Raw genomic sequence first — 25,481 nt, forward strand, 5'->3', positions numbered from 1 at the left:
GTGTAAACAAAGGGCCGGTCCATATGGACCGGCCCTTTGTTTTGTTTAACTAGGGAGCCAAAAAACATTTCATTGTCATTTGCCCTAGCATATCATTATCTTTGCAGTCCAAATTTTAGACATGTTCAGTTTTTTTCAAAGGAAGGTATACTTGGCCGACTATCTGCATGGACTTGTGGATATCCACAACCATATTCTTCCGGGTATAGATGATGGGGCAAAATCGGCGGAAGATTCCATTGGGCTAATCAATGGCTTTGCCGAACTAGGGGTAAAAAGTTTTATATGCACCCCGCACATTATGCACAATCATTACGACAATACTCCAAAAACCATTAAGGAAGCATATGAAAAAGTTGCAAGGGAGTTGGAAAAACCAGGGCTGCCATCCATTAAACTGGACTATTCTGCCGAACATATGATCGATGACAATTTCGAGAGGATTTTGAAAAGTGGACAAATTGTTCCATTGAAGGAACAATACCTACTGATTGAAATGTCGTATCTACAACCCTCCTTTAATTTTGATGTAGCCGTGGAGAAGATTGCCAAACACAGGTATTTTCCAATTTTGGCCCATCCGGAAAGGTATATGTATTTCCATCAAAAATATGGGAAGTATGCATCCATGAAATCCAACGGTATTATGTTCCAGCTAAATCTGCCCTCATTAAATCCAGAGTCTTATGGGAGTGGAGTCCTGAAAGTTGCTGAAAAACTATTGGAAGATAGGGTTATTGATTTTGTAGGATCTGATGTTCACAATCTTAGGCAATTGGCCCTCATAAAGGAAACCAAATTGAGTACCAAGACTTTGAACGCTTTGCTTCCCGTTATAGAGAATACAATAAACACTTTTTTCTAATCAAGATAGGCTCCACCACTTTTTAACCGTTTTTCCGTAACCATATCCATATTTTCCTCCGTATCCCAAGTTGGATTCCTTAACGCCATTTACTATAAAGGACATATTTTTGATTTTGCCCTCCTCTAAAAGCTTGATCGGATATTCCAATACCTTTCGTTCAGTCACTCCTGCCTTGGTAACATAAAGAATCTGGTCCGCGTAATCACTTACCAACAAAGTGTCCGTAACGGCAAGCATTGGTGCAGAGTCAACAATAATGTAATCGTAATTTGCCCTTGCTCTTTCAAAAAAATCGGCCAATCTATCGCTCATCAACAATTCAGCTGGGTTGGGCGGTATCTTGCCCGAGAACACAATATCAATCTTGGTGTCCCCAATAATCATGGGAGTTATGGCATCTTTAAAACCAACACTATCACTATAAAGATATTCGGTAAGCCCGGTAATTTCCTTTCTGGTCAACTGCTCGCCACCTCCCTTAAGATTAAGGTAAAAATCATGAAGTTTTGGATTCCTGATATCAGCTCCGATCAATAATACACGTTTTTTGGTGCTTGCTAATACCATGGCCAAATTGGAAGACAAAAAGGTCTTACCTTCTCCTGAAACACTTGAGGTGATCAATGTGACACTACCAAGATCTGTCTTTAAATTCTTACGGAGCAAATAATCCAAATTGGTCCTTAAAATGCGGAGTGACTCTCCCAACACGGAGCGGTCCATACCAGAAACCAATTTGTTGTCCTTCTTACCTATCTTGGGAAGCTCTGCAAGAACTGGAGCGGATGCTCTGTTTGATATTAGTTTTTCCAGTTCTATTTTGTTCTGGACCTTATTTTCCAACAGACCTTGCGCATATATCACTGAAAATGGTATAAGAAGGCCTAAAATAATAGCTGCCAAATACACTACCTTTGGTTTTGGTGCTATGGGTAACCCGGCACCGTATGCAGCATCCACAATTTTTGATTTAGGGGCAGCAGATGCGAACGTAATCTGGGATTCCTCCCGTTTTTGCAATAAGTATAGATACAATGACTCTGTAGTTTGCTGCTGTCTAGAAATATCCCTCAGTGCCCTTTCATTGCTCGGGGCCGCATAGATTCTAGAATTTATTTGGGACAACTGCTTGCTCAAACTGTTTACTTGAAGGTCTAGGTTGTTGGTAACATTGTTCAAACTGGATTGCATCCCCCTTTTTAAACTTTCCAACTGCTGGTCAAGTTTAACGATTACCGGATTTTTCTCATTGGAACTCTCCAACAATCGGTTTCTTTGTGCCACCAATTCATTATATTTCTGGGCTGCATTGGCAATACCAGGATCATTGAGACCAACATTTGTTGGCACCACATCATATCCTTCTTGATCACTGATCAAATCTTTCATTGAGTTAGCAATGTTCAACTGTATGCTCGCACTTTGCAATTCCTGTTCACTGGACGCACTTCTGTTAAAGTTCACGCTGGATTGTGATCCTAGATCCGCTATTCCACGGCTTTCCTTGAAAGTTTCAGCACTCTCGTCCACAGAGGAAAGATTACTGTATATTTCAGTAATCCTATCGTTTATGAATTTGGTAGTTCGGTCAGCAATGTCCTTTTTGTCCTCAACCGCATTGGAATTATTGGTCTGAACCAACTCATTGATAATATCAACCGCCCTTTTTTGGACAGGATCGGTAAGGGTAATGTTTATAATGTTGGACATTTTGTTGGCGGGACTTACAACAATATTGTCCCTGTACTCAGCTGCTACCAAAGGGATTGGATCTATGGCTACCTTTAATCTTTTGTTCTTATAGGAATTCAAGTACTCTGTTTCTGGAACCAAGATGATATCCCCGATCTTGGTCTTGATCTTGGATCCATAATCATACTTTTTATAAGGACCGTCTTCCTCTTCTGAATATTCAAATGAAGTATCGGATTTTAGGTCCACATAGAAATGATGATTGGACTTGTTCACTATGGAATCCGCGGAAATAAAATTTATGGTGAAAGGGAAATTTCCACCGTACAGTTCATTGTCCCTAATGTTTCCGATAACATAGTACCTAACATTGAGTTTGAGCTTTTTTACTACCTGGATAAAATTACTCCTTGCCTTTAGTATTTCGATCTCATCCTCAATCTTTGTAGTACCCCCCGAAAACACATCAAGATCCTGTAAAACACTCAACTCGGAACTGGAGCCGTTTTCTTCCAGAATTTGGATTTTTGCCGAAGCGCTATACATTGGAACTGAATATCTGACATATACCACCGCCATTAATATGGCAACTGCCAAACATAAAATAAACCACTTCCAGTGTTTCAAATAAGAGTCCAATAGGCTCTTCAAATCCAATTCAGAGTTATTCATTTGTCTTTGGGGAATGATGTTATTCTATTAGGTATAAAAGATTTCAGGCGTTAATTCCTCGTCAATAGTATTACTGTGGATGTAATAAGTACCGATAAGATGGATACAGCAATGGATGTCCGTTGATCAAAACTTGATTGTGTTTTTCCGGATTTATTAGGCTCTACATATACAACATCGTTCTGGGTCAAATAGTACACCGGCGATTTTAGGGCATCTTTTTGGTTAAGATTGATTCTGTTGTACACTTTTGTCCCATCAAAATCCCTAATTACCATTATGTTGTCCCTTCTACCCTTGATATTTATATCACCGGCCAGACCCAATGCTTCCATTATTGTTATCTGCTCACCGTTTACTGGATAGGTGCCTGGCTTGTTCACGGCTCCCAAAATTGTAACCGTAAAGTTTTTGATCCTAATGTTTATGATCGGGTTCACCAAATAATCAGACAACTTTTCTTCCAGTAGTTTTTGGGTCTCACTAGGTGAAAGACCTGCTATCTTTATCTTTCCGATAACCGGAAAATCTATCTCACCATTCTTGTCCACAAGATAATCTACCTGCTCTGGGCGTATTCCTCCTTCTTGGGCGCCTCTATACAAATTAAAAGGGGCACTGGCCTCAGCATCCAATACGGAAACATAGATACTTACCAGATCGTCAACTTTAAACTTGGTTGAAAAAGTATTGTCATCGACCAAGGTCTCGAATTGGGTTGCATCTTGAAAATAGACCACATCTTTTGAAGATGAACAAGAAGCCAATACGGATGCAATAATAATAAAGCATGCCAATTTAATCGTATGGTGCATTGTGAGAATCGTTTTAGTTTAGTTGTTGAATTGAGGTAACCCCAGTTTGGATTCTTTAATATCCATTTCAGGATTCTTCCTGTCCAATTTACAAAAATCAGAATTGTTGGAGATATATTCCGGAACAATACTTTTCATTAATTGAACCACATTGTCCTTGAAAAAGAGGTTAGAGATACAAAGTTCATCTATCATTGTCCTGGTCTTGGCATAATCGATTTCCCTTACCTTACTGATCATAATCTTATCATGATAAGTGGGCAATGTATTTTCACCATTGGCCAACAGTTCCTCATACAATTTTTCACCTGGTCTTAAACCTGTGATTTTTATATCTATATCATCAGGGTAGTGGAGTCCCGAAAGCCTGATCATGTTCTTGGCCAAATCCATGATCTTTACCGATTCGCCCATATCAAAAATAAATATCTCCCCCCCTTTGCCCATGGCCCCCGCTTCCAACACCAACTGGGAAGCTTCGGGAATGGTCATAAAATAGCGAGTGATGTCTTTGTGGGTCACCGTTAACGGTCCGCCTTTTTCTATTTGTTTTCTGAACAAAGGGATTACAGAACCATTTGAACCCAACACATTTCCAAATCGTGTAGTGACAAATTTGGTTTTCTCCTCTTGTTGTCTACAGCTAATGTACATTTCGGCTATACGCTTGGTCGCTCCCATGACATTTGTGGGATTCACAGCTTTATCCGTAGAAACAAATACAAATTTTTCTACCTCATACTCCACGGCCAAATCCACAATGGTTTTGGTTCCCGCAACATTAATCTTAACAGCCTCATAAGGATTTTGTTCCATTAAAGGGACATGCTTGTAGGCCGCAGCATGAAAAATTCTATCTGGTCGGTGTTCCTCAAACAGAACCCTCATTTTGTTCTTGTCCCTAATATCACTGACAATTGGGACAAAGTTGAAAAATCCAACTTGTTTCAATTCCTGTTGAAGGTCGTAGAGAGCGGATTCCGCTTGGTCTATCACAATCAAGGAGCGATAATTGTATTTGCAGATCTGCCTTACAAGCTCGCTACCTATAGATCCGGCACCACCTGTTACCATGATTACCTTATCCTCGAAATCCTTCATAACTTTACTATTCTTGATTTCGATGGGAGGCCTGTCCAAAAGATCCTCTATCTGTACCCTTTTAATCTGGGAAACCTTGAGTTCTCCATTGATCCAATCCTCCACGGGGGGCACTATCTTTACTTTAACGGGTAAATCAACAATTTCATTTACCAAAGTACGCAACTGTTTGGGCCTTATGCTTTGGATGGAAAAAATAACCTCAGATATATTGTTGAACTTGACAAATTCTTCTGTAAGGATTGATTTATCATAAACCTTTACCCCATTGATCTGTTTCCCTACTTTTTGTAGGTTATTGTCCACAAATCCAACCACTTTGGAGCTCATTTTGGAATGATTGGTAAGTGTGTTGTAAGTTATGATGCCCGATTCACCTGCACCATATATGATGATGTTTTTGTTGGGAGTTTCATTTCGGTTCATCAAACTCTCGTAGCATATCTTGAAAATGTACCTTGCTGCAGTAAGTGAAATGAAGGTGAGCAAGCTATTGATGATAATGATAGATAACGGAATTGTAAATCCATCAACCATGTTCATGAAGCGATTTACCAGAACAACCCCTATTGCACCGATACTTGCCAGACATACCGCATTAAAAATCGCATATACGTCCTTCATTCCGGTATGCCTGACCACTCCCTTGTAACTACCAGAAATTAGAAAAGAGATTCCAAAAAGAAGAACGATAATGGGCAACTGGGCCCATAATTTCTGGACATCGAAATTAAAGCTCAAATTGAACCTAATGAAATAAGCCAATATGAAAGACACGGCAACAATGCACAAATCTATGAACAATACCGTCCATTTAGATGCATAGTGCCTGCCATTTCTATAAAAGTATTCTTTTATCATTTAAGTTCTCTTTTAACAATATTACATATCCTTTCAAGGTCTTCTTTTTCAAGACTAGACCCACTTGGCAGGCACAGTCCTCTTTCAAAAAGGTCTTCACTCACACCATTTGTGTAGCTAATTGCCTTTTCAAATACCGGTTGTGCATGCATGGGTTTCCAAAGCGGCCTTGACTCAATGTTCTCGTTTTCAAGTGCCAACCTTAAGTTTTCCCTTGTTTCAAAGGAAGGGGTCAAAATACATGTAAGCCATCTGTTGGAAAAAGTTCCTTCCGGTTCGGCCAGAAAGCTTATTTCTGGAACTTCGGACAAATTAGTTCTATAGAACTCATAGTTGTATCTTCTTGCCGCAACCCTGTCCTCCAGGACTTCCATTTGTCCCCTGCCAATACCGGCCAACACATTGCTCATCCTATAGTTGTACCCTATTTGGGAATGTTGATAATGTGGTGCATTATCCCTGGCCTGGGTAGAAAGGAAAACGGCTCTTTCCTTTTCAGTCTTCTCTTTGCAAAGTAAGGCACCACCTCCAGAAGTCGTTATGATTTTATTCCCATTAAAGGAGAGTATTCCCATATTTGCCAGACTACCGCATTTGCGGCCTTTATAAGAACTTCCCAATGCTTCTGCACTGTCTTCAACAACAGGGATGTCATATTTTTGGGAGATTTCATTTATTTCATCAGCCTTGTAGGGCATACCATAAAGGTGCACCGCAACAATGGCCTTCGGCTTTTTACCCATGGCCATTCTTTCATTTATGGCCTCTTCAAGAAGTTTGGGGCAGATATTCCATGTATCCGACTCACTATCTATAAAAATGGGAGAGGCTCCTAAATAAGCTATAGGATTTGCCGAGGCAGAAAAGGTAAAGCTTTGGCATAAAACCTCATCGCCGTTGCCCACACCCAAGATCTCCAGTGCCAAATGAATAGCAGCAGTTCCAGAACTTAAGCATGCGGCATGTACGCCGTTGTCAACAAACTCTTCAATGGAATTTTCAAAACCCTGTACATTGGGACCTAGTGGAGCGATCCAATTGGAAATAAAAGCCTCTTTTACATAGGCCTCTTCGGTCTTCCCCATATGTGGAGGAGATAACCAAATTTTTTTCAAGACGGTGGTTTCCATTTTAGTTTTGGGTTATTATAAGTAGGTGAGATTGCAATCTCGATGGTAAAAGTAATGGTAAAATCCCCCCAAGTGACCATTTTTACTCACAATTCGCCCAAGGTGAAAAAAAATCGATTAAGTGTAAATATCCCGAAAACCACACTTATCTACCATGGTCCGGTTCTGTCCTAGAGCAAGGAATAATTGGTTTAGTACATAATGGTTCAATGAAATTGCTGATCATGAAAAACACCTATCCTACCTCAAAATCAACCAAAATTTTTCAAAAAAATCATGTAGTTGGTATAATGCCATCCATATGAAGAATGTTTTAATTTTTAGTATCAAGGCCTCTTATATGGGCTACATTTGTAATATTTGCAGCAACAAAAACCAGTATATGAAAATTCTAGTTACCGGAGCCGCAGGATTTATCGGATACCATGTTTGTAATAAATTATTGGAAAACCAACATACAGTAGTTGGACTTGACAATATTAACGATTACTATGATGTAAACCTTAAGCTCTCAAGACTGCAGCAACTCGGAATCGATGCCAATCTGGCTAAAGAGTTCTATCATAAAGTTTCAGGGACCTCCAATAAAAAGTTCAGCTTTGTACGTATGAATCTTGAAGATAGAGATCATCTTCCCAAGTTATTTTCTGATGAGAAGTTTGACGTGGTATGTAATCTGGCCGCCCAGGCGGGTGTCCGGTATAGTCTGGAAAATCCGGAAGCGTATGTAGACAGTAATATAGTGGGTTTCTTGAACATACTGGAATGTTGTCGCAACCACAACATCCAACATTTGGTATATGCCAGCAGTTCCAGCGTATATGGGTCCAACAAAAAGGTACCATTTGAAACATCCGACAATGTGGACCATCCTATAAGCCTTTATGCTGCTTCCAAAAAAAGCAACGAACTTATGGCCCATACTTACAGCCATTTGTTCAATTTTAAGACAACTGGCCTTCGATTTTTTACCGTTTATGGTCCTTGGGGCAGACCCGATATGGCAATGTTCCTGTTCACAAAGGCCATTTTAGACGGAGAGCCTATAAAAGTTTTCAACAATGGGAATATGGAACGGGACTTTACCTATATAGACGATATTGTTGAAGGAGTGGTTCGCATCATCGAGGACAGGTTTGTTGGGGAAGAATCATCCAAAAAGAACTACAGCGTTTACAATATTGGTAACAATAATTCCGTAAAGCTATTGGATTTTGTTAACGCTTTGGAAAGCAAACTATCTACAACGGCCCAAAAACAGTTTCTTGAAATGCAGCCTGGGGATGTTGAAAAAACATGGGCAAATGTGGATGATTTGATAAGGGACTACGACTATAGGCCCAACACCTCAATTGAAATTGGTATTTCCAACTTTGTGGATTGGTACAAAAAACACTATCAAGTACAATAAAAAGTAGATTAATACATTCTTGAGAAGGGTAATACCTTTTAACCGATTTTATGGGCCATTAACATAGTTTTACGAAGCTATTGGAAAGTTTTTATCAATTTTGGCCTCCAAAACAACAAAACCTCAATTGCATATGGCATTGAACGATATTGTCCTAAACAAGGAACTTCACATTTTAGTTACGGGAGGAGCAGGGTTCATAGGTTCCAACCTTTGCGAAACATTACTTGAAAATGGAAACAAAGTAACCTGTCTGGACAATTTTTCCACAGGAAAAAAAGAAAATATCGAACCCTTATTGAGCAATGGGAACTTCTCGCTGATCGAAGGAGACATAAGGGATTTGGAGACATGTGAAAAAGCCTGTCAGGGTGTTGATTACATTTTACACCAAGCTGCATTGGGTTCAGTGCCCCGATCCATAAAAGACCCTATCACCAGCAATATGGTCAATGTATCAGGTTTTTTGAACATGTTGGTGGCCAGCAAAAATGCCGGGGTCAAACGTTTTATATACGCCGCAAGTAGTTCAACCTACGGAGATTCAAAACAGATGCCCAAAATTGAAGAAGTGATCGGAAAGCCCCTTTCCCCATATGCCATTACAAAATATGTGAACGAACTTTATGCCGATGTGTTTTCTAAAACCTATGGCATTGAAACCATAGGCCTCAGGTATTTCAACGTGTTTGGAAAAAGGCAAGACCCCAACGGTGCTTATGCTGCCGTGATACCTAAATTTGTGATGCAGTTGATGAAGCATGAATCGCCAACAATAAATGGGGATGGAAGTTTTTCAAGGGATTTCACCTATATTGAAAATGTTGTTGAAATGAATCTAAGAGCCATTGTAACCACCAATACGGAAGCCGTGAACACTGTTTACAATGTAGCCTTTGGAGAAAGAACGGACCTTAATCAATTGATTGGCCTTCTAAAAAAGAATTTGGCAAAATACGACCCCAGTATTGCTGAAATTGAACCAAATTATGGCCCCAATAGACTTGGAGATGTCCCCCACTCCCTGGCCTCTATCGACAAGGCTAAGGAAAAACTGGGATATGCACCAAAATATGACATTTCCAAAGGCCTAGAAAAAGCAGTTGATTGGTATTGGGGAAATTTAAAAAACTAAGAAAAATTACTATTATTTATAGATTAAACTAAACACATGAATCTAACTGTCATCGGAACCGGATATGTAGGCCTTGTAAGCGGGACCTGTTTTGCCGAAATGGGAAATAATGTAACATGCATAGATATTGACCAAAAAAAGATAGATGGTCTAAAAAATGGTATTATCCCTATTTATGAACCTGGACTGGAAGCCATCGTGAAACGTAATGTTGCCGGTAAAACACTCCATTTCAGCACTTCTTTGGAAAACCACCTTGAGAATTGCGATATTGCGTTCATAGCTGTTGGAACCCCCATGGGAGAAGATGGTTCGGCCGATTTACAGTATGTACTTCAGGTTGCAAGACAGATAGGTGCACACATGACCACCCCTTTGATCATTGTGGACAAATCAACAGTTCCCGTGGGAACAGCAGATAAAGTACATGAAGCCATTGCAAATGAACTGGACAAAAGAGGAGAGTCCATTCCTTTTACCGTAGTTTCAAACCCTGAGTTTTTGAAAGAAGGGGATGCGATAAGCGACTTTATGAAACCCGACAGAGTTGTCATTGGTTCCGACAATCCGGACGCAACCAAAAAAATGCGTGCCTTATATGCTCCCTTTTTCAGAAGTAGCATGGACCGTTTGATCACAATGGATGTCAGGTCTGCAGAAATGACAAAATATGTGGCAAATGCCATGCTTGCCACTAAAATTTCGTTCATGAACGAAGTTGCCAATATTTGTGAGCTTGTTGGTGCAGATGTGAACAAGGTGAGAATTGGTATCGGTTCCGATAGCAGAATTGGCTATAGCTTCATTTACCCTGGTAGCGGATATGGAGGTTCTTGCTTTCCAAAAGATGTAAAAGCTTTGAAGAAGACGGCCATGCAACATGGCTATCAACCCCAGCTCATTGAGGCCGTAGAGGATGTGAACGATAGACAAAAATTGGTTGTGGCCAATAAAATTATTGCTAAGTATGGCGAGGACCTAAGTGGTAAGGTTTTTGCGGTCTGGGGACTTTCCTTCAAACCTGAAACCGATGATATGCGAGAGGCACCATCCATTTATATCATCAATGAGTTGGTTAAGAGAGGTGCTACCGTAAAGGCATATGACCCGAAGGCAATAGAGGAAGCCAAACATTTTTATCTGAAGGACACTCCCAATATAACCTATTATTCTTCCAAGTACGAAGCCATATCGGAAGCTAATGCCATGATTCTTCTTACGGAGTGGAAAGAATTCCGCTCCCCAGATTTCCACGAAATAAAAAAACAGTTGGTAGAACCCGTCATTTTTGATGGAAGAAACCAATACAACGATGAAATCCTGGGCGAAATGGGTTTTGAATATTATCAAATAGGCAAAACCAGGTCTTAGTTCGGTCAAGGGAACAAATTCTAGAACCATAGACATAGATGGCAACAAAAAAACTGAAGGTCGGAATACTTATAAACGATTACAAGATACCTCTCTGGGAATACAGAATGGTTCAGGATATCTTGGCTTCCGACCATTCTGAAATTGCCCTCATCGTTCGAAAGAAAAGTGTTGGTGGGACCACCAAAGAAGGTAAGCTAAGGACTTTTTGGAAAATTAGGAACAGCCTTCTTTACTTTCTGCACGGCAAACTCGAAAACAAGCTCTTTAAGCCAAGACCAAATGCCTTCCAGCCAAAAGACCTAAAGGAATTGATTTCCTGTCCAGAAATAATCGTTTCCCCAAAGGAGACCAAGTTCAGTGATATTATAGGCTCGGAAGACATCGCTAAAATACGGGGACATAATATCGATGTGTTCGTCCGATTCGGTTTCCGGATTTTGAGGGGGGACATCCTTAAAAGTTCCAAATTCGGTGTCTGGTCCTACCATCATGGTGATAATGATATAAATAGAGGCGGTCCTCCAGGTGTTTGGGAAGTATATGAAGGTTGGCATAAGACCGGGGCGGTACTCCAGATACTTACCGAAGATCTTGATGGTGGACTTACCTTGGCCAAAACCCAAGCCTCCACGGATTCTGTAAGCATCAATCGCAACAAGAACAACTATTATTGGAGTGCCACTTCATTAATTACAAGAAAACTGGCGGAACTGCACAAAAAAGGTGGTGATGCCTTTATGGATGAAGTGGTGCGGAACAATGCCTTACCACAGATCTACTACAACCGTTTGTTCGTTGCCCCTACTAATTGGGAGACCCTTAAAGCCCTGCTTAAAATTTATTCCGGTGTGTTCAAAGGATGGATCAAGAGGCTTTTCTTTTTTAACCAATGGATCCTGATGTATAATTTTGAAAAGAAGGAACAACTTTCAAAATCATTTTTCAGATTCAAAAGAATTGTTCCGCCAAAGGATCGTTTCTGGGCAGATCCCTTCATTTTTGAAAAAGACGGAAAATACCATGTCTTCTTCGAAGAACTGGTATACAAGAATGGTTTGGGAAACATTTCCGTGTTGGAATTGGACGAAAAAGGGAATTATTCAGAACCAAAAATTGTCCTGGAAAAAGATTATCACCTCTCCTATCCTTTTTTGATCGAGAATGGTGGCCACATATACATGATTCCCGAAACAGCAGAGAACAACCAAATAGAGCTCTATAAATGTGAAGAGTTTCCACTTAAGTGGAACTTGGAAAAAGTAATGATGAAAGGTGTGAAAGCCGTGGACACTACCATTTTGCATCACGAGGGTACCTATTGGCTTTTCTGCAATATAAAAGAGAATGAAGGCTCTTCCACTTCCAATGAGTTGTTCTTGTTCCACTCGGACAATCTTGTAACCGATCAATGGACCCCCCACCCCAAGAATCCCATTGTTTCTGACGTTGGCTCTTCAAGGCCGGCCGGTAAGATTTTTGAATACAACGGTCATTTGATTAGGCCATCACAAAATTGTGCAAAGCATTATGGCCATGGCATGCAACTTCAAATGATAAAAGTACTTACCAAAGAGGATTATCAAGAGGTCAATCTACAATCCATTTATCCAAACTGGAGCAAAGATTTGGTATCCACACATACCCTTAACCAAACGGGGAATCTTACCATCATCGATGCCTTGGTAAAAAGAAGAAAATAGATTGATAGTATAACTTCTACTTTTCTGATACTTCCCTGTATAACTCCAAGTGTCTATTAAAGACTTCTTGTATGGAATAGTTGGCCACGACATGGTCATAAAATCTGTTGCTCTTCTGCAAAGCAGTAGGATAGTCTTCCATTACATAGGCCATGGCCTGGGGAAATCTGTCCATTTCCACCACATATCCGTTTTCTTCGGGAACAATATCCGGTATTGACCCAACCGGGGTACAAATAATGGGGAGCCTGGCCGCTCCAGCCTCCAATATTACAACGGGCATACCCTCCCATAATGATGGCATGATCAAACAATCGGAAGATTTTAAATAGTCAACCGCTTTATTGGAAAATCCATGCAATACAATTTTTTCCGATTGTCCTTCTGCTTTGATCTTTTCCTCAAGCTGTTTGCGTAAAGAACCTTCGCCCAATACATCTATCACAAAATTTTCCAGTCCTTTTGATCTTAAAAAGCCTGCCAACTTTGGTAATATAAATGGATTCTTCTGTTCTGTAAGACTACCCAAGAACAGGAAATGAAAAGTTTTGCCGGCCAAATCGCCATTGCGTTCGTTCGCAGCAACCTCAAAGTTTGAAATATCCAGACCATTGGGAATGATCACTGTATTCTTCAAAAACCACTGTGTACCACTTTTGGAAAACAAAATATCCGCCTTGCGCAAACTTTTGGTAATGGCCAACACAAATGCCCTGTAGGCTTGGTTAACGGTTGTATTGTGCAAGGTAAAAACTATGGGCAACCTCCTATAGAGTAACTTGAACAAAATTCCTATCGCCAATGCATGGAACATGTGACAATGCATCACAGGATTCTTTTCTTCCTTTAAAATGTCCCTTAGCTTTTTAAGACCTTTTCCTATGCTTGAAAAAGATGAGATATTCAGAAAATGGTATTCCAATCCGGCATCTTTGAACTTCCCCTCAATGGTATCGATGTCGCTTATGGCAATCACCAAGGTCTTAACTTTATGTTTTTCGGCTTCAAGACCCAGTTTCAAAACCATTTGCTCGGCACCGCCACCACCTAAGCCTGTAATCAAGTGTACGATTGTTATTTCCTTCATCTTTATTTGGTATACATTTTTTTGAACATTGCCTCATAATTTCCAACGATTATGGGCGCCCTATACTTTTTATAAACACTTTCTCTTATCAAGGCGGAATCCCAATCCATTCTTACCATGGTATTGAGCTTTTCCAAAAATTCAATGTCATTTTCAACCATAAAGCCGTTGACTCCCTGTTCCAGGATTTCTTTAGTACCTCCCGGTACATTATAGGCTATGACCGGTGTACCGGAAACACAGCTTTCCATTACGGCATTCGGAAATCCTTCTACATAAGATCCTTGTAAAAATACATCATGTGCAATGAGTTCCTCGTTGATCATTTTGGTGAAGGGAATGTATCTGATGAATTGTGACAGTCCCAATCTTTCCGCCTCGTCTTTTATTTTCTTCTCCTCCACACCACTTCCTATAATGGTATATTCAAAAGGAAAATCCACTTTTGATAAACTCTCCAAAAGTCTTAAATGTCCCTTTTCTGGACTAAGTCTTCCAATGGTAATCAACTTTTTAACTTTGGAAGAGGTCATATCCCTAGCGGAAAGTTGCATGTTCTCCGGGGCTGGATTGGCAATTACGACCATTTGGTTGTCGGATAACCTGTAGGTCTCTTTAAAATCGTCATACATATCCTTGGACTGGCATACGATCATGTCCATTTGTTTGTAGGCAAAGCGATATAAAGGTTCTTTACTGAAAAGACTCTTTCTAGTGGAAAAAGAATTAAAAACGCTGATGACACTGGCCTCCCTACCTACAAATTTAGTTTTTGGAAAAAGTATGGAAAAGCATCCCAAAAGAGCATTCAAATGTCCTATGGAAGACATAACAATGTCCGGTTTGGCCTTGGCCATAATTTTGATAAGTGGAAGGGCGCCTTGCAAGACCCGATCCTTGTTCAAAAAAACTACTGGTATGTCCTTGATGTCGTATGCGGCATCTGCCTTTTTGCCTACTATGATCAAGGAAACCTCAAATTCGGATTTGTCTAGATTGGCCGCCAAAAAACTAATGACCCTTTCGGCTCCCCCAGCCCTTAGCGAGGGTAGAACAAAATAAATTTTCTTCAAAATGTACGATTGAGTTATTGGAGATATTTCTTGATTTCAGGATCTATTACCTGATCTATCCTTTCCTTAAAACCTAGACTGAAATCCATCTCCTTTCGAGATACAAAGGTATCCAAAGCTTTTTGTTTATAATCCTCGAACCTTCCAATAATTTTTGCCGGGTTACCTCCAACAATACTGCCACTGGGCACTGATTTGGTGACCACACTGCCTGCGGCCACTATGACATTGTCTTCAATGACGACCCCTGGCATAACAATTGAATTTATACCTATGAAAACATTGTTGCCTATATCCACCCTGGAAAAATGCTCCCTTCTTCCTTTCTCATCTTCCACCAACCAAGCTGCACCATCATGGGTAAGCAATTTTACTCCCGAGGTAATGGTAACTTTGTTGCCGATTTTTATCAACCATGGCTCGGAACCAAAGTTGGTGGTAAGTATCCTACAGCCTTCCCCAACTTCAACACCCAAACTTCTGGCATAATCGGGACCCGAATACTTAATCTTTTTTATTGTCGTTTTAAGATAGTGGAAAATCTTTTTCATTTTGATCTATTTTTGCAGCAAGCGAATAAAAGCTAAGGTTAAAGTAAACGAAATATATAAGGTTTTCATAGACCAAAACGGTTTAAAGAATAAAAAAGTATTAATGGTTTCAATATCCCAGTATGAGCAATAAATCCCTAACCAAGGAGGGAATAAAAGGAGCGGTTTGGAGAACCTCCGGTTCTTTGTTAAAGATAGTGGCCCAATTTGTAATGCTGGCCGTGTTGGCCAGATTAATATCTCCAGTGGACTTCGGATATGTTGCCTTTATCATGATCTTGGTAGGTTTCACGGACCTTTTTTCCAAAATGGGCATTGGTGGTGCCTTGATACAGATGGACGACATCTCGGACCGCCAAATAAGGACAGGGTACTCCCTTTCACTTGTCTTCGGGGTGGTTTTGGCAATATCCTTCTATTTTATAACACCTTATTTGGCCGTCTTCTTCAATATGGAACAAATCATAGATGGCCTCCACTTTTTTGCCTTCATGTTCCCCTTGAAATCTTTGAACAGCGTCAGTGTGGCTTTATTGAACAGGGACTTGAGGTTTGATGTGGCAGAGAAAATTACCCTTAGCTCTTTTGTGTTTGGATACGCATTGGTCTCTATAATCTTTGCGATTTTCGACTATGGGTATTGGTCCCTATTATATGGTCAATTGGCCATGTTGGCCGTCTCATGTATCTATGCAAGCATATACCATTTCCCAAAATTCACCTTCAAATGGGTGAAAAGCGAGGTAAACGAACTCCTTTTCTTCGGTAGTGGTTTTACCTTCAATACCACCTTGGGCTATTTTTCCGACACCATTGACAATCTGGTGGTAAGTAAATTTATAGGGGCACAAGCTTTGGGCATCTACTCCAAGGCATACCAATTATATGCCATTCCCGCCGGTATTTTTGGAGGAGTTTATGATTCGGTCATGTTCCCTATTTTGGCCAAAAGAAAGAGCGATGAGGCAAAGCTTAGGGATTTTTATTTTTTTAGCATCTCACTTTGTCTTCTCTTTTTGATGCCCATGGGCGTTATCATCGCGCTCAATGCGGAATTGATCATAAAAACGGTACTGGGGCCTGGATGGGAAGAAGCCATTTTAATACTGCAAATCTTGATTTTGAGTCTTCCATTTAGATTCGGTTATCGTATAAACCGATCCTTTTTAAAATCCCTTGGCCTTGTATATAAAGGTGTGGTTTTTGAGGTCATTTTTTTTCTGAGCACCGCAGTTTTCAGTGTAGTGGGTGTTAAGCTGTATGAACTGCCCGGACTTGCCATTGGTGTGCTTTCTTCTTCCATTCTCTTTTTTATGATTGTTTTTGTGTATTTGAGCAAACTTTTAAAAATGCTAGGAAAGTTGAACTGGGCCCTTTTCAAGGATCTCCTTTTGTACAATATTCCAATATTGGCTATCTGCTGGTGGCTTTCTTATTCTTTTGACCTACCCATTTGGGCATTATTGCTGATCAGTATCATGCTCCTTCCCGTTTTTTTCTTCATTTTGTTCCGAAAAAAAAGCGTTGTTCTAACGGAAGGCAACATTGTGCTTTACAACCAATTGGTCTCCAACCTTCCAAAGCCGGTATCCAAAATATTGAATAAGGTTCAAAGAAAAATTGAAAGTATCATTGGTAAAATAGGCGCGAAAAAATGAAAAACTGGATATACTACTTAATTGCGTTCCTTCTTGCTGTGGACAATGTATTTGTTTCCAAGAGAATCGGTTTTTTAAGTGTGGACCGTCTTTTGGAAATAATGATATTCATTCTCTTTTTCAGAAGCTTCCTTGACGAATTAAGAACAAATCCATTCTTTAAAAAATTCACTCAATTTCTTGTTGGTTTCATTGTCCTCAAGTTCTTGATGAATCTTTGGTTTTTGGCCAATGGGGAAATCAAATCCTTGGACATCGTAAGGGAAATCTTCAAAGGTATTACCTTTTTAATTTTTGCATACCTGTTCGTTTTGGTCCTAAAAAAAGGGCCCAAATATCTTAGGGTCATTTCTTGGGTACATTTAGGAATCCTTATTTTTGCATTGCTGCACCATCCCCTTTCACCTATTGCCGGGGAGGTACAGGAATTTAAAAAGGCCCTTCTTACCTCTAATGATGCGGAAATGGGCGAAGCTGATCTCAGCAACGAGGAAACATATATTGAGTATGGACTGGCCAATAGGTTTAGGCTCTCCGGCCCTTTCGCCTTTGCCATTACCTTCTCCTATTTTGCCATAAGTAGTTTTATTCTGAACCTTTATCTGTTCATGAAGACCAGGAAAAAGTTCTACCTATTGGTATTAGGGTTGCTTATTGTTACGGCATTTTTGTCCCAAACACGTTCCCTGATATTAGGCTTGTTCATAATATCCGCAGGTTATTTTTTATTGATCCAAAATAAAACGGTACGTTATAAATTCAACTTAATCGCCGGTGCCTTTTTCTCCATACTGATTTTGATGCTTGCCGCCAATTCCATCGGTTCCATTGATTCACGGGTTACAAGTGCAGAGGGCACAGGGGGTGGATCGGACAATAGACCATTGCTTTGGGCCACAGGGATATTGGCCGTTCTAGAGAATCCTTTTGGAGTTTCTGAAGCGGATTATGATAAGACGAGACAGGCCATGTTCGAAGTCTCCGGAGACTCCTCCCTGCTTCACCTCACCTCTCATAATGGATTAATAAACGTTGGTTTCCAATATACCTTCTTCGGATATATTCTTTTTGGCTTTTTTGCATACTTTCTTATAAAAAGTGCCATGAAGCTGCCTAGGGACTATAAATTCCTGTTTCTCCTGTCATTGTTGGGGTACTTGGTCCACTCCAGTTTTCACAACAACTTTATACTTTATGCGGACTATCCCTTTTTGACAATTTTGATATTGATCGGATATGCCAATGTTATTGAAGGTAAGAACGAAGGGAACTTGGCATCAGTCGGCGTGGGGAATTAATTTTTTAATTTCCACTTCCTTGATTTTTTTGGCAGGCGAGCCCGCTATGAGGATATTTTCTTCCATGAAAGATTTGCCTACCGAAGAGTTCGCCGCTATGGCAATGTTATTTCCAATTTCTATATCACCAAAAATCTTTACGCCCGGAGCTATATAAACATTGTCCCCTATTTGCGGTGCTTTGTGGCTACCCCCGGAAGCCCCGATATTGGTGCAGACATGTATTCTACAGTTTTTACCCACCTTGGCTTTTGAGTTCACCACGATTGTTCCATGGTGAGCTATGGAAAGTCCCGGCCCAAAAACGTTCTCGGGTATCGAAAATCCAAGTTTAAGGGCCAACTTCCTGTGACGTAATTTTAATAGGTTGTAATAAATTTTACCTATTATATCCTTTCGGCAGTTCTTATAGTATTCAAGCTTACGGAGCCTTTTCTGAAACTTCCAGATGTAATCTGGTGCGATCATTTGTTTGATCCATGTAAACCTTCCGTTGCCAATATTGAGTGCTTTCTTATCGGCAAGCACATAAGCTTTATATTCCGCCTTGGAGGATATCATCTTAAATGGTATTGTTATAGTCTACCGTCTACCTGTTGTTGCAATATTCCCTTAACATCGTATACCACACCATTGGGTTTCAATTTATTGGATATATCAACATTCTGAAATTCTTTATGGGCAACTACCAATACTACGGAATCGAACTTCTGCATAGGCTCCATATCTATGGTTTCAAGACCATATTCGTGCTTTACCTCTTCTGGATCTGCCCATGGGTCGTAAATGGTCACATTGGCCCCGTAGCTTTTTAAATCCTCAATGACATCCACTGCCTTGGTGTTTCTTACGTCAGGACAGTTTTCCTTAAATGTAATACCAAGTATAAGGATTGACGCTCCCTTAACTTTAATATCCTTCTGAATCATAAGTTTTATGACTTCACTGGCAACATAACTCCCCATCCCATCATTCAGTCTCCTTCCTGCAAGAATAATTTCCGGGTGATACCCAAATTCTTGTGCCCTTTGTGCCAAATAATAGGGATCAACACCGATACAATGCCCACCGACCAAGCCTGGTTTAAATGGCAAAAAGTTCCATTTGGTACCTGCGGCCATAAGAACCTCATTGGTATCTATATCCATAAGGTTGAAAATTTTAGCCAATTCGTTCACAAATGCTATATTAATGTCCCTTTGTGAGTTTTCTATAACCTTGGCCGCCTCTGCAACTTTAATGGTAGGTGCCAAATAGGTACCCGCAGTAATAACGGAGGAATATAGCTCGTTGACTTCCTTACCAATTTCAGGAGTGGAGCCCGAAGTCACCTTCAATATTTTTTCAACGGTATGCTCCTTATCCCCAGGATTTATACGTTCCGGAGAATACCCCACGAAAAAGTCTTTATTGAACAATAAGCCACTTTTGACCTCCAACTTAGGAACGCATTCCTCTTCAGTAGCTCCTGGGTAGACAGTGGATTCATAAACGACCACATCTCCTTTTTTAAGTACCATACCCACAGTTTCACTTGCCATGTGCAATGGCTTTAGAACCGGGCGCTTTGTATTGTCAACAGGGGTAGGTACCGTAATGATAAAATAATTACATTCCGCAATATCGTCAACATTAGCCGAGCAGAACAAACCTTTATCTCCCGGTTTGTCCGCCAACACCTCTTTCAACAATTCATTGGATACTTCCAAAGTGCTATCATTGCCATCCTTAAGTTCGGCAACCCTACCCTGGTTAATATCAAATCCAACCACACTATACTTGGTAGCGAACAAACGGGCCAGGGGCAAGCCTACATACCCAAGGCCTATAACGGCAATTTTATAATCCTTCATATTTAAAGTTCATGGTTAAGTGTCATAATAGTTCAATACGTAAGCCTTTAAAACTTATTTGGAGGTCGTATTGCACCGAAAACAATTTCATTAAAAATTGTTGTGCAAAGAAGATCATATACAACAGATTTCTCAAAAAAAATCGAACAACGGTCAAACTTATAGACTAAGTTTTATTCGGCCAACAAATCATATCCTAAAGGTAAGACTTCCGATCATCAACAATCATCTACAGTGAAAAGTGGGTTAAGCACAACAAATTGTTCGGGGGATTTTTTCATAATAAACAGATAGACAAGGTGGTACAGATGTTAAAGAAAGAGGTATTTTATCGATTTTATGGGTCCTTTTTGTTAAAAACAATCGTTGAAGTAATCCATTTCATCGACCAAGTGCGTACTTAGCCGTTGTAAATGAGAGATAAATTAAAATATTTAAACTATCAAGTTGAGAAAATGATGTATTTCATCGAAAAAAAATTGCTTTTTACCGATAACAAACATTTATTAAATAATTTTAACATCCAAATCACATACCCCATGAAGAATGTTATGCCCCTAATCCAATTAGTCCTATTCTCCCTCCTACTTACCTTACCTTCTTCCTGTTCAAAAGACAATGAATTATTTGCAGATGTCATCAATGAGGACATTACGGATAATGTTGATGATTCCACGGACGATACAACGGATGGAACAGATGATAGTACGGATGGCACTGACACTCCCAGTAATGATGACGACCAAGGAACTACAAACCCAGGTTTTGATGACAATGCACTGAAAGCCTTTCCTGGAGCATATGGAGGTGGTTCAAATGCATCTGGAGGTCGTGGTGGTGTGCTGGTAATGGTCAACACCTTGAATGCCAGTACTCCGTTATCATATGATTCTGGTTCCAACACCTACTCTGGAGGCCTTAGGGCGGCACTTTCGCAAAATATAGGACCTCGTTACATTGTATTTACCGTATCTGGAAACATAAGTATTGCCGGTTCCGATCTCATGATTTCAAGGGATGATATTACCATATTCGGCCAGTCCGCGCCAAGAGGTGGGATTACCATCCATGGGGACAACATCCAATTTAGCGGAGTCAACAATATTATTGTTAGATATATACGTTCCAGGAACGGTTCCACAAAATCCTATGATTCCTCTGGGGAAATATCCGATGACCAAAGTACCTACGGATTTAAGGTGAACGGTGGGAATAATATTATACTGGACCACGTTACCGCTTCTTGGGGTGGTGACAAAGCCATTTTGCTTGGCACCAACCAAGATGTCAGCCAAATGGGACACACCGTACAAAGGAGTGTTATCTCCAACTCCCATACCTATATGCAGATGTCCATGCAAAACCCTGCCAACTTTCATCAAAGAGATCAGATTTCATGCATCCTAAACGTTTTTATGAGAGGAAAAAACAGAACACCCAATATTGGAGGCACCGGCGGTTATGTTGAGGTAAAAAACAACGTGATCCAAACAGCAGGTACCAAGTTCGGGGTAATCCAATGGTCGGATAATGCTTATATCAACTGGACTGATAATTATTATAAAATCCCAACTGCCTCTAGGGAAACCAACGAATTTCAGAGGTCTGATGGCAAATACAACTCAAAAGGTTCACCTTACACCGAGTTAAGATTGTATACTCAGGGCAATGTTTATGAAAACACCAATGGTTTTGTGCTAAACGGTTCAGAATCCGGCAAGGACAGTAATTCTTCAATTTGGACATATAGATTGGGAGGAATTGCCAATGATACGCCAATTGATACCGATTTATTGGTGGCCGCCCCCCATGATGGTATACCAAACAGCTATACCGGTCTCTCTGCTTATGATGCCTATGAGAGCTTGATCAATCAAGGTAATGTTGGTGCTTGTCATTATATGGACGATGAGGGGCATATTAAATACTACATGGATCCATTAGATGCCGATGGCATCAACGACATCAAAAACAACACCATGAAAAGGACAGGCAACAAGAATGATTGGGAATTGCCTTCCATACCCTCTAGCAAAAGGGCATCTTCTTACGATACCGATATGGATGGTATGGCTGATGCATGGGAAATCCGAGAATTTGGAGATCTATCCCAAGGTTATAATGATGACTTTGATGGTGATGGTTACACAAATATTGAAGAGTTCTATAACCAATAAAAGAAAAAGGGTAGATACTTTTCTACCTCTTTAACCGTTTATCTTATTTTTAACCAATCAATTTCCAATATCAATTGGGAGTTGATTGGTTTTTAATTTAAACATAAATCCCAACAATGTCAAAAAAGATTCTGATCCTTTGCTCCTATGCCAATTCATTAACACATTTTAGAGGAGATTTTATTGATGACCTAATAAAAAATGGTTTTATAGTTTATGGCTCAGCACCGGACATGAATGATGAAACGAGTAATGCCTTAAAATCCCTTGGTGCCATTCCATTGGAATATGGGTTACAACGAACTGGACTCAACCCCTTTAAGGACCTCAAATCAATTTACGAACTGAAAAAATTAATAAAGGAAAACAACATCGATTTGGTCTTCCCATACACCATTAAGCCTGTTATTTATGGATCGATTGCCGCCAATATGACCAAAGTACCAACCATATCATTGATAACAGGGCTGGGCTTTACCTTTAGCGGTACATCCAAAAAAGCAAGGGTGTTGCAAAAAGTTACCGAAATACTTTATAAAGCTTCCATCAGAAAAAACAAACTGATCGTTTTCCAAAATTCCGATGACCATAAGTTATTCCTTGACAGAAGCATTATTACGCAATCCCATCCCGTTGATTTTGTATCGGGGTCCGGGGTCAACTTAAACAGGTATCCAACCAGAATAAACAAAAAGAAATCCGACAACATCATTTTTGTTTTTGTTGCAAGGCTAATAAGGGAAAAGGGGATTCATTTATTTGTCCAAGCCGCAGAATCTTTGAAACAAGATTTTCCCAATGCTGAATTCCATGTCATTGGATCACCGGATAAGTCACCATCGGCAATTGATCTTGATAGATTGACGGCTCTTGATGAAATTGGAACCATTGTATATCACGGGCGGCAAAAAAATGTGGCTGAGTTTCTTTTCAAATCGGACATATTCGTTTTGCCCACATTCTACCGAGAAGGTATTCCAAGGTCTATCTTGGAAGCGCTATCCGTTGGAATGCCGGTAATAACTACGGATTCTCCAGGTTGCAGGGAAACCGTGATCAAAAACGAAAATGGGTTCCTGATACAACCACAAGACCAAGATTCATTGACAAATGCAATGAGATTTTTCTTGGAAAACCCAAGTAAAATCGAGGAAATGGGTGTGCGTAGTAGGCAATATGCGGAAGAAAAATTCGATGTACGACTTATCAATAAAAAATTGATTTCCCTAATCTCAAAAGAACTGGAAGAGTAACATTTATACCATCGAAATATCGATGCTTTAAATTACTTTACCAAGTCCAATTTGGAGTCTTTGATTGTTGATTTTTGCACAACATTTAAATCCTCAGGTCTTTTACTTTTGGAAGGCTTAAAATTATTGACCACAAGTTTTCTTTTTCCTGATGCCAGCAGGGGAATATCATTTACATATTCAAAACGAATAACAGCATCCTGCCCTAGGTATTCGCGGTATTTTCTTTCAATCGCGCTTTCATCGTTTTTGTCGTAAAAGGGTGTTACTTTCAGTTTAATGCTATATTCCCCATTTTCCTCAATGACAAACTGAAATTGATCAATTCCACCAAACTGCAAAATATGATGAATGATATGTGAGGATATAAACTGCCCTTGGGTATTGACGAACATATCCATTTTTCTTCCTTCAATTTTGGTAAAGACCAAGGTTCCTGTTCTTTCACAGCGGTCCATGATACCAATATCTCCTGTGTCATAACGAATCAGGGGCATAGAAAAATTAAAAAAATCAGTGATTACAATTCTTCCCGATTCCCCAATACCTACTGGCTTATCCTCATTTAGATCAAGTAACTCTATATGATAACTTGCCCAATTAATTTCAAAACTGCCAGACTCATCGTCAATACGTTGTTGTGCAAGAATGCCATTCTCGCTATTTGAATATCTGGATACAACCGTCTTGCCTAAGTACTTTTCAGCTTTTTCCTTAACCCTTGGACTCAAACCTTCGGCAATTGCAATTATGGAATTGATTTTTTGTTCCAAAGGTCTCCCAAGATGGTTTTCTATATAATCGCAAACGGTTCCCAAGGCCGAGGTGTAAGCCAAAATATTTTTACTGGTACCTTTTTGTTCCAGTTCTTTTATCAGCTCCCCTACTCTTTCTTCGGTAAGATCATCCACAGAATAGGCGGCAATATTTTGTATTTTGGTCAATAGCTTATTTTTCTGGTACTGTTTGTCCCATAATCTAAGATAAAACAACCTAGATCCTAGCTCATATCCTGCGCGTTTGGCAAAAAAACAGGTATCGGCGGTATTCCTGTCCCTTTTGTTCATATCATGCAACACCCTAAATGGTTTTCCTGTTGAACCACTTGTTGTTACAGGATGGGTGTGTTTTCCCCTAAAAACCAAGCTCTGAAAATCCCCGGAGCAATCCCGCACAACTTGTTTGTCAACTATAGGAAAGTCTTCCAATTTTATATGCTTACCGGAAAGATGCCCGTAATATGGAACTGTCTTGACAGCGTGTTCAAGGATATTTTTAAGATTATTATTTTTAATCCTCTGTGTTGTGGTATCCCCGGGATGATTTAAAACCCATTTTATTTCACGATAATGTCTTGCTACCTTCCCACCCTTGAGCAAGTCCAATGTCCAATAAGTGATTTTCCTTAAATGTTCTAAAATTTTGTGCATAATCAATTTTAAAATCGACCGTTGTTATCTTAAATGTTTAGGGGTTATTTCTATCCATAGTTGAACTTACATATAGGATTCCATTTCTCAAACTATCAATTGAATACGAAAATCTTTGGGTATTCTTTTCAGGTATATTGATATATCTTCCAAGATTTTTACCCTCAAAAACGCAATAAATCAATGGGTCATCTTTTAATGCATCGTACTTCAAATCTTTAAAAGCCGTTGAATCCATTGGGTTTAAATCCCCAAAATCCATTGAAAACAATGAAATGTTGGTAAACCGATGTTCTGTATGGTTTATTACTCTTATTTGTGTCGTCACATCTTGATGAATCA

The 25,481-nt window shown here is 39.8% G+C and carries 20 protein-coding genes; 9 read left to right on the forward strand and 11 right to left on the reverse strand.

The genetic code is table 11. The annotated features are described in order from the left end of the window. The first annotated feature begins 121 nt into the window (after positions 1-121). Complete coding sequence (locus tag D2V05_RS05580; RefSeq protein ID WP_119646514.1) at positions 122-865, forward strand: tyrosine-protein phosphatase; 744 nt, start codon at positions 122-124, stop codon at positions 863-865. Here the strand turns inward: D2V05_RS05580 and D2V05_RS05585 are convergent, their stop codons facing one another. Genes D2V05_RS05585 through D2V05_RS05600 form a run of 4 tightly spaced genes read right to left on the reverse strand, consistent with a single transcriptional unit; the run spans position 866 to position 7,139 of the window. Beyond that, positions 866-3,232 carry a GumC family protein gene (locus D2V05_RS05585; protein WP_119646515.1) on the reverse strand — a complete coding sequence of 789 codons (2,367 nt, stop codon included), beginning with the start codon at positions 3,230-3,232 and terminating at the stop codon, positions 866-868. 50 nt (positions 3,233-3,282) lie between these two features. Further along, entirely contained in the window at positions 3,283-4,047 is a 765-nt protein-coding gene (locus tag D2V05_RS05590; RefSeq protein ID WP_119646516.1) for a polysaccharide biosynthesis/export family protein, read from the reverse strand. Positions 4,048-4,065: 18 nt separating this feature from the next. Continuing rightward, positions 4,066-6,009 carry a polysaccharide biosynthesis protein gene (locus tag D2V05_RS05595; RefSeq protein ID WP_119646517.1) on the reverse strand — a complete coding sequence of 648 codons (1,944 nt, stop codon included), beginning with the start codon at positions 6,007-6,009 and terminating at the stop codon, positions 4,066-4,068. Then, positions 6,006-7,139, reverse strand: a complete 1,134-nt coding sequence (locus tag D2V05_RS05600; RefSeq protein ID WP_119646518.1) for a DegT/DnrJ/EryC1/StrS family aminotransferase — start codon at positions 7,137-7,139, stop codon at positions 6,006-6,008. Before D2V05_RS05600 ends, D2V05_RS05595 begins: the two co-directional genes overlap by 4 nt. A gap of 382 nt (positions 7,140-7,521) precedes the next feature. Between D2V05_RS05600 and D2V05_RS05605 the strand changes: the two genes are divergently transcribed. The 4 genes from D2V05_RS05605 to D2V05_RS05620 all read left to right on the forward strand — a co-directional run bounded on the left by D2V05_RS05605 (position 7,522) and on the right by D2V05_RS05620 (position 12,759). Further along, positions 7,522-8,550, forward strand: coding sequence for an NAD-dependent epimerase (locus tag D2V05_RS05605; protein WP_119646684.1), 1,029 nt, complete (start codon positions 7,522-7,524; stop codon positions 8,548-8,550). 133 nt (positions 8,551-8,683) lie between these two features. Then, positions 8,684-9,685, forward strand: coding sequence for an SDR family oxidoreductase (locus D2V05_RS05610; protein WP_119646520.1), 1,002 nt, complete (start codon positions 8,684-8,686; stop codon positions 9,683-9,685). A 36-nt stretch (positions 9,686-9,721) separates the two neighbouring features. After that, the gene (locus tag D2V05_RS05615) at positions 9,722-11,056 is read left to right on the forward strand and encodes a UDP-glucose dehydrogenase family protein (RefSeq protein ID WP_119646522.1); all 1,335 of its coding nucleotides are present in this window, start codon (positions 9,722-9,724) and stop codon (positions 11,054-11,056) included. 38 nt (positions 11,057-11,094) lie between these two features. Further along, a complete protein-coding gene (locus D2V05_RS05620; RefSeq protein ID WP_119646524.1) occupies positions 11,095-12,759 on the forward strand; it encodes a glucosamine inositolphosphorylceramide transferase family protein in 1,665 nt (554 codons plus the stop codon). 16 nt (positions 12,760-12,775) lie between these two features. Here D2V05_RS05620 and D2V05_RS05625 read toward each other — a convergent pair whose 3' ends face one another. Genes D2V05_RS05625 through D2V05_RS19950 form a run of 3 tightly spaced genes read right to left on the reverse strand, consistent with a single transcriptional unit; the run spans position 12,776 to position 15,470 of the window. Beyond that, on the reverse strand, positions 12,776-13,846 hold the full coding sequence (locus D2V05_RS05625; protein ID WP_119646526.1) for a glycosyltransferase: 1,071 nt from the start codon (positions 13,844-13,846) through the stop codon (positions 12,776-12,778). 2 nt (positions 13,847-13,848) lie between these two features. Further along, a complete protein-coding gene (locus D2V05_RS05630; protein ID WP_119646528.1) occupies positions 13,849-14,919 on the reverse strand; it encodes a glycosyltransferase in 1,071 nt (356 codons plus the stop codon). Between the two features lie 14 nt (positions 14,920-14,933). Continuing rightward, complete coding sequence (locus D2V05_RS19950) at positions 14,934-15,470, reverse strand: acyltransferase (RefSeq protein WP_119646530.1); 537 nt, start codon at positions 15,468-15,470, stop codon at positions 14,934-14,936. A 122-nt stretch (positions 15,471-15,592) separates the two neighbouring features. Between D2V05_RS19950 and D2V05_RS05640 the strand changes: the two genes are divergently transcribed. Next, positions 15,593-17,128 carry a lipopolysaccharide biosynthesis protein gene (locus D2V05_RS05640; protein WP_119646532.1) on the forward strand — a complete coding sequence of 512 codons (1,536 nt, stop codon included), beginning with the start codon at positions 15,593-15,595 and terminating at the stop codon, positions 17,126-17,128. Next, complete coding sequence (locus D2V05_RS05645) at positions 17,125-18,426, forward strand: O-antigen ligase family protein (protein ID WP_119646534.1); 1,302 nt, start codon at positions 17,125-17,127, stop codon at positions 18,424-18,426. The genes D2V05_RS05640 and D2V05_RS05645 overlap by 4 nt, the downstream gene beginning before the upstream one ends. Here the strand turns inward: D2V05_RS05645 and D2V05_RS05650 are convergent. Together D2V05_RS05650 and D2V05_RS05655 are read right to left on the reverse strand one after the other, a co-directional pair. Then, entirely contained in the window at positions 18,406-18,987 is a 582-nt protein-coding gene (locus tag D2V05_RS05650) for an LbetaH domain-containing protein (RefSeq protein ID WP_119646536.1), read from the reverse strand. The two genes, D2V05_RS05645 and D2V05_RS05650, sit on opposite strands and share 21 nt — an antisense overlap. Before the next feature lie 14 nt (positions 18,988-19,001). After that, positions 19,002-20,279: a nucleotide sugar dehydrogenase gene (locus D2V05_RS05655; RefSeq protein ID WP_119646538.1), complete on the reverse strand. Its 1,278-nt coding sequence runs from the start codon at positions 20,277-20,279 to the stop codon at positions 19,002-19,004. Positions 20,280-20,818: 539 nt separating this feature from the next. Between D2V05_RS05655 and D2V05_RS05660 the strand changes: the two genes are divergently transcribed. Both D2V05_RS05660 and D2V05_RS05665 read left to right on the forward strand, forming a co-directional pair. Further along, positions 20,819-22,456, forward strand: a complete 1,638-nt coding sequence (locus tag D2V05_RS05660) for a hypothetical protein (protein WP_147378233.1) — start codon at positions 20,819-20,821, stop codon at positions 22,454-22,456. Between the two features lie 116 nt (positions 22,457-22,572). Further along, positions 22,573-23,709, forward strand: a complete 1,137-nt coding sequence (locus D2V05_RS05665; protein WP_119646543.1) for a glycosyltransferase family 4 protein — start codon at positions 22,573-22,575, stop codon at positions 23,707-23,709. Between the two features lie 32 nt (positions 23,710-23,741). Here D2V05_RS05665 and D2V05_RS05670 read toward each other — a convergent pair whose 3' ends face one another. Together D2V05_RS05670 and D2V05_RS19770 are read right to left on the reverse strand one after the other, a co-directional pair. Continuing rightward, on the reverse strand, positions 23,742-25,139 hold the full coding sequence (locus D2V05_RS05670) for a phenylacetate--CoA ligase family protein (RefSeq protein WP_119646545.1): 1,398 nt from the start codon (positions 25,137-25,139) through the stop codon (positions 23,742-23,744). 37 nt (positions 25,140-25,176) lie between these two features. Further along, a complete protein-coding gene (locus D2V05_RS19770) occupies positions 25,177-25,401 on the reverse strand; it encodes a hypothetical protein (protein WP_220473537.1) in 225 nt (74 codons plus the stop codon). Positions 25,402-25,481 lie beyond the last annotated feature (80 nt).

The sequence above is a fragment of the Flagellimonas pelagia genome (assembly GCF_003584135.1).
GTDB classification, from domain to species: Bacteria; Bacteroidota; Bacteroidia; order Flavobacteriales; family Flavobacteriaceae; genus Flagellimonas; species Flagellimonas pelagia.

What these genes read in the sequence shown, in the direction of transcription:
- D2V05_RS19950 (WP_119646530.1), bottom strand. Translation starts at nt 15,470, where the DNA reads ATGAAAAAGATTTTCCACTATCTTAAAACGACAATAAAAAAGATTAAG.
- D2V05_RS05580 (WP_119646514.1), top strand. Translation starts at nt 122, where the DNA reads ATGTTCAGTTTTTTTCAAAGGAAGGTATACTTGGCCGACTATCTGCAT.
- D2V05_RS05645 (WP_119646534.1), top strand. Translation starts at nt 17,125, where the DNA reads ATGAAAAACTGGATATACTACTTAATTGCGTTCCTTCTTGCTGTGGAC.
- D2V05_RS05600 (WP_119646518.1), bottom strand. Translation starts at nt 7,139, where the DNA reads ATGGAAACCACCGTCTTGAAAAAAATTTGGTTATCTCCTCCACATATG.
- D2V05_RS05625 (WP_119646526.1), bottom strand. Translation starts at nt 13,846, where the DNA reads ATGAAGGAAATAACAATCGTACACTTGATTACAGGCTTAGGTGGTGGC.
- D2V05_RS19770 (WP_220473537.1), bottom strand. Translation starts at nt 25,401, where the DNA reads ATGGATTTTGGGGATTTAAACCCAATGGATTCAACGGCTTTTAAAGAT.
- D2V05_RS05610 (WP_119646520.1), top strand. Translation starts at nt 8,684, where the DNA reads ATGGCATTGAACGATATTGTCCTAAACAAGGAACTTCACATTTTAGTT.
- D2V05_RS05595 (WP_119646517.1), bottom strand. Translation starts at nt 6,009, where the DNA reads ATGATAAAAGAATACTTTTATAGAAATGGCAGGCACTATGCATCTAAA.
- D2V05_RS05655 (WP_119646538.1), bottom strand. Translation starts at nt 20,279, where the DNA reads ATGAAGGATTATAAAATTGCCGTTATAGGCCTTGGGTATGTAGGCTTG.
- D2V05_RS05640 (WP_119646532.1), top strand. Translation starts at nt 15,593, where the DNA reads ATGAGCAATAAATCCCTAACCAAGGAGGGAATAAAAGGAGCGGTTTGG.
- D2V05_RS05665 (WP_119646543.1), top strand. Translation starts at nt 22,573, where the DNA reads ATGTCAAAAAAGATTCTGATCCTTTGCTCCTATGCCAATTCATTAACA.
- D2V05_RS05650 (WP_119646536.1), bottom strand. Translation starts at nt 18,987, where the DNA reads ATGATATCCTCCAAGGCGGAATATAAAGCTTATGTGCTTGCCGATAAG.
- D2V05_RS05660 (WP_147378233.1), top strand. Translation starts at nt 20,819, where the DNA reads ATGAAGAATGTTATGCCCCTAATCCAATTAGTCCTATTCTCCCTCCTA.
- D2V05_RS05585 (WP_119646515.1), bottom strand. Translation starts at nt 3,232, where the DNA reads ATGAATAACTCTGAATTGGATTTGAAGAGCCTATTGGACTCTTATTTG.
- D2V05_RS05615 (WP_119646522.1), top strand. Translation starts at nt 9,722, where the DNA reads ATGAATCTAACTGTCATCGGAACCGGATATGTAGGCCTTGTAAGCGGG.
- D2V05_RS05590 (WP_119646516.1), bottom strand. Translation starts at nt 4,047, where the DNA reads ATGCACCATACGATTAAATTGGCATGCTTTATTATTATTGCATCCGTA.
- D2V05_RS05670 (WP_119646545.1), bottom strand. Translation starts at nt 25,139, where the DNA reads ATGCACAAAATTTTAGAACATTTAAGGAAAATCACTTATTGGACATTG.
- D2V05_RS05605 (WP_119646684.1), top strand. Translation starts at nt 7,522, where the DNA reads ATGAAAATTCTAGTTACCGGAGCCGCAGGATTTATCGGATACCATGTT.
- D2V05_RS05620 (WP_119646524.1), top strand. Translation starts at nt 11,095, where the DNA reads ATGGCAACAAAAAAACTGAAGGTCGGAATACTTATAAACGATTACAAG.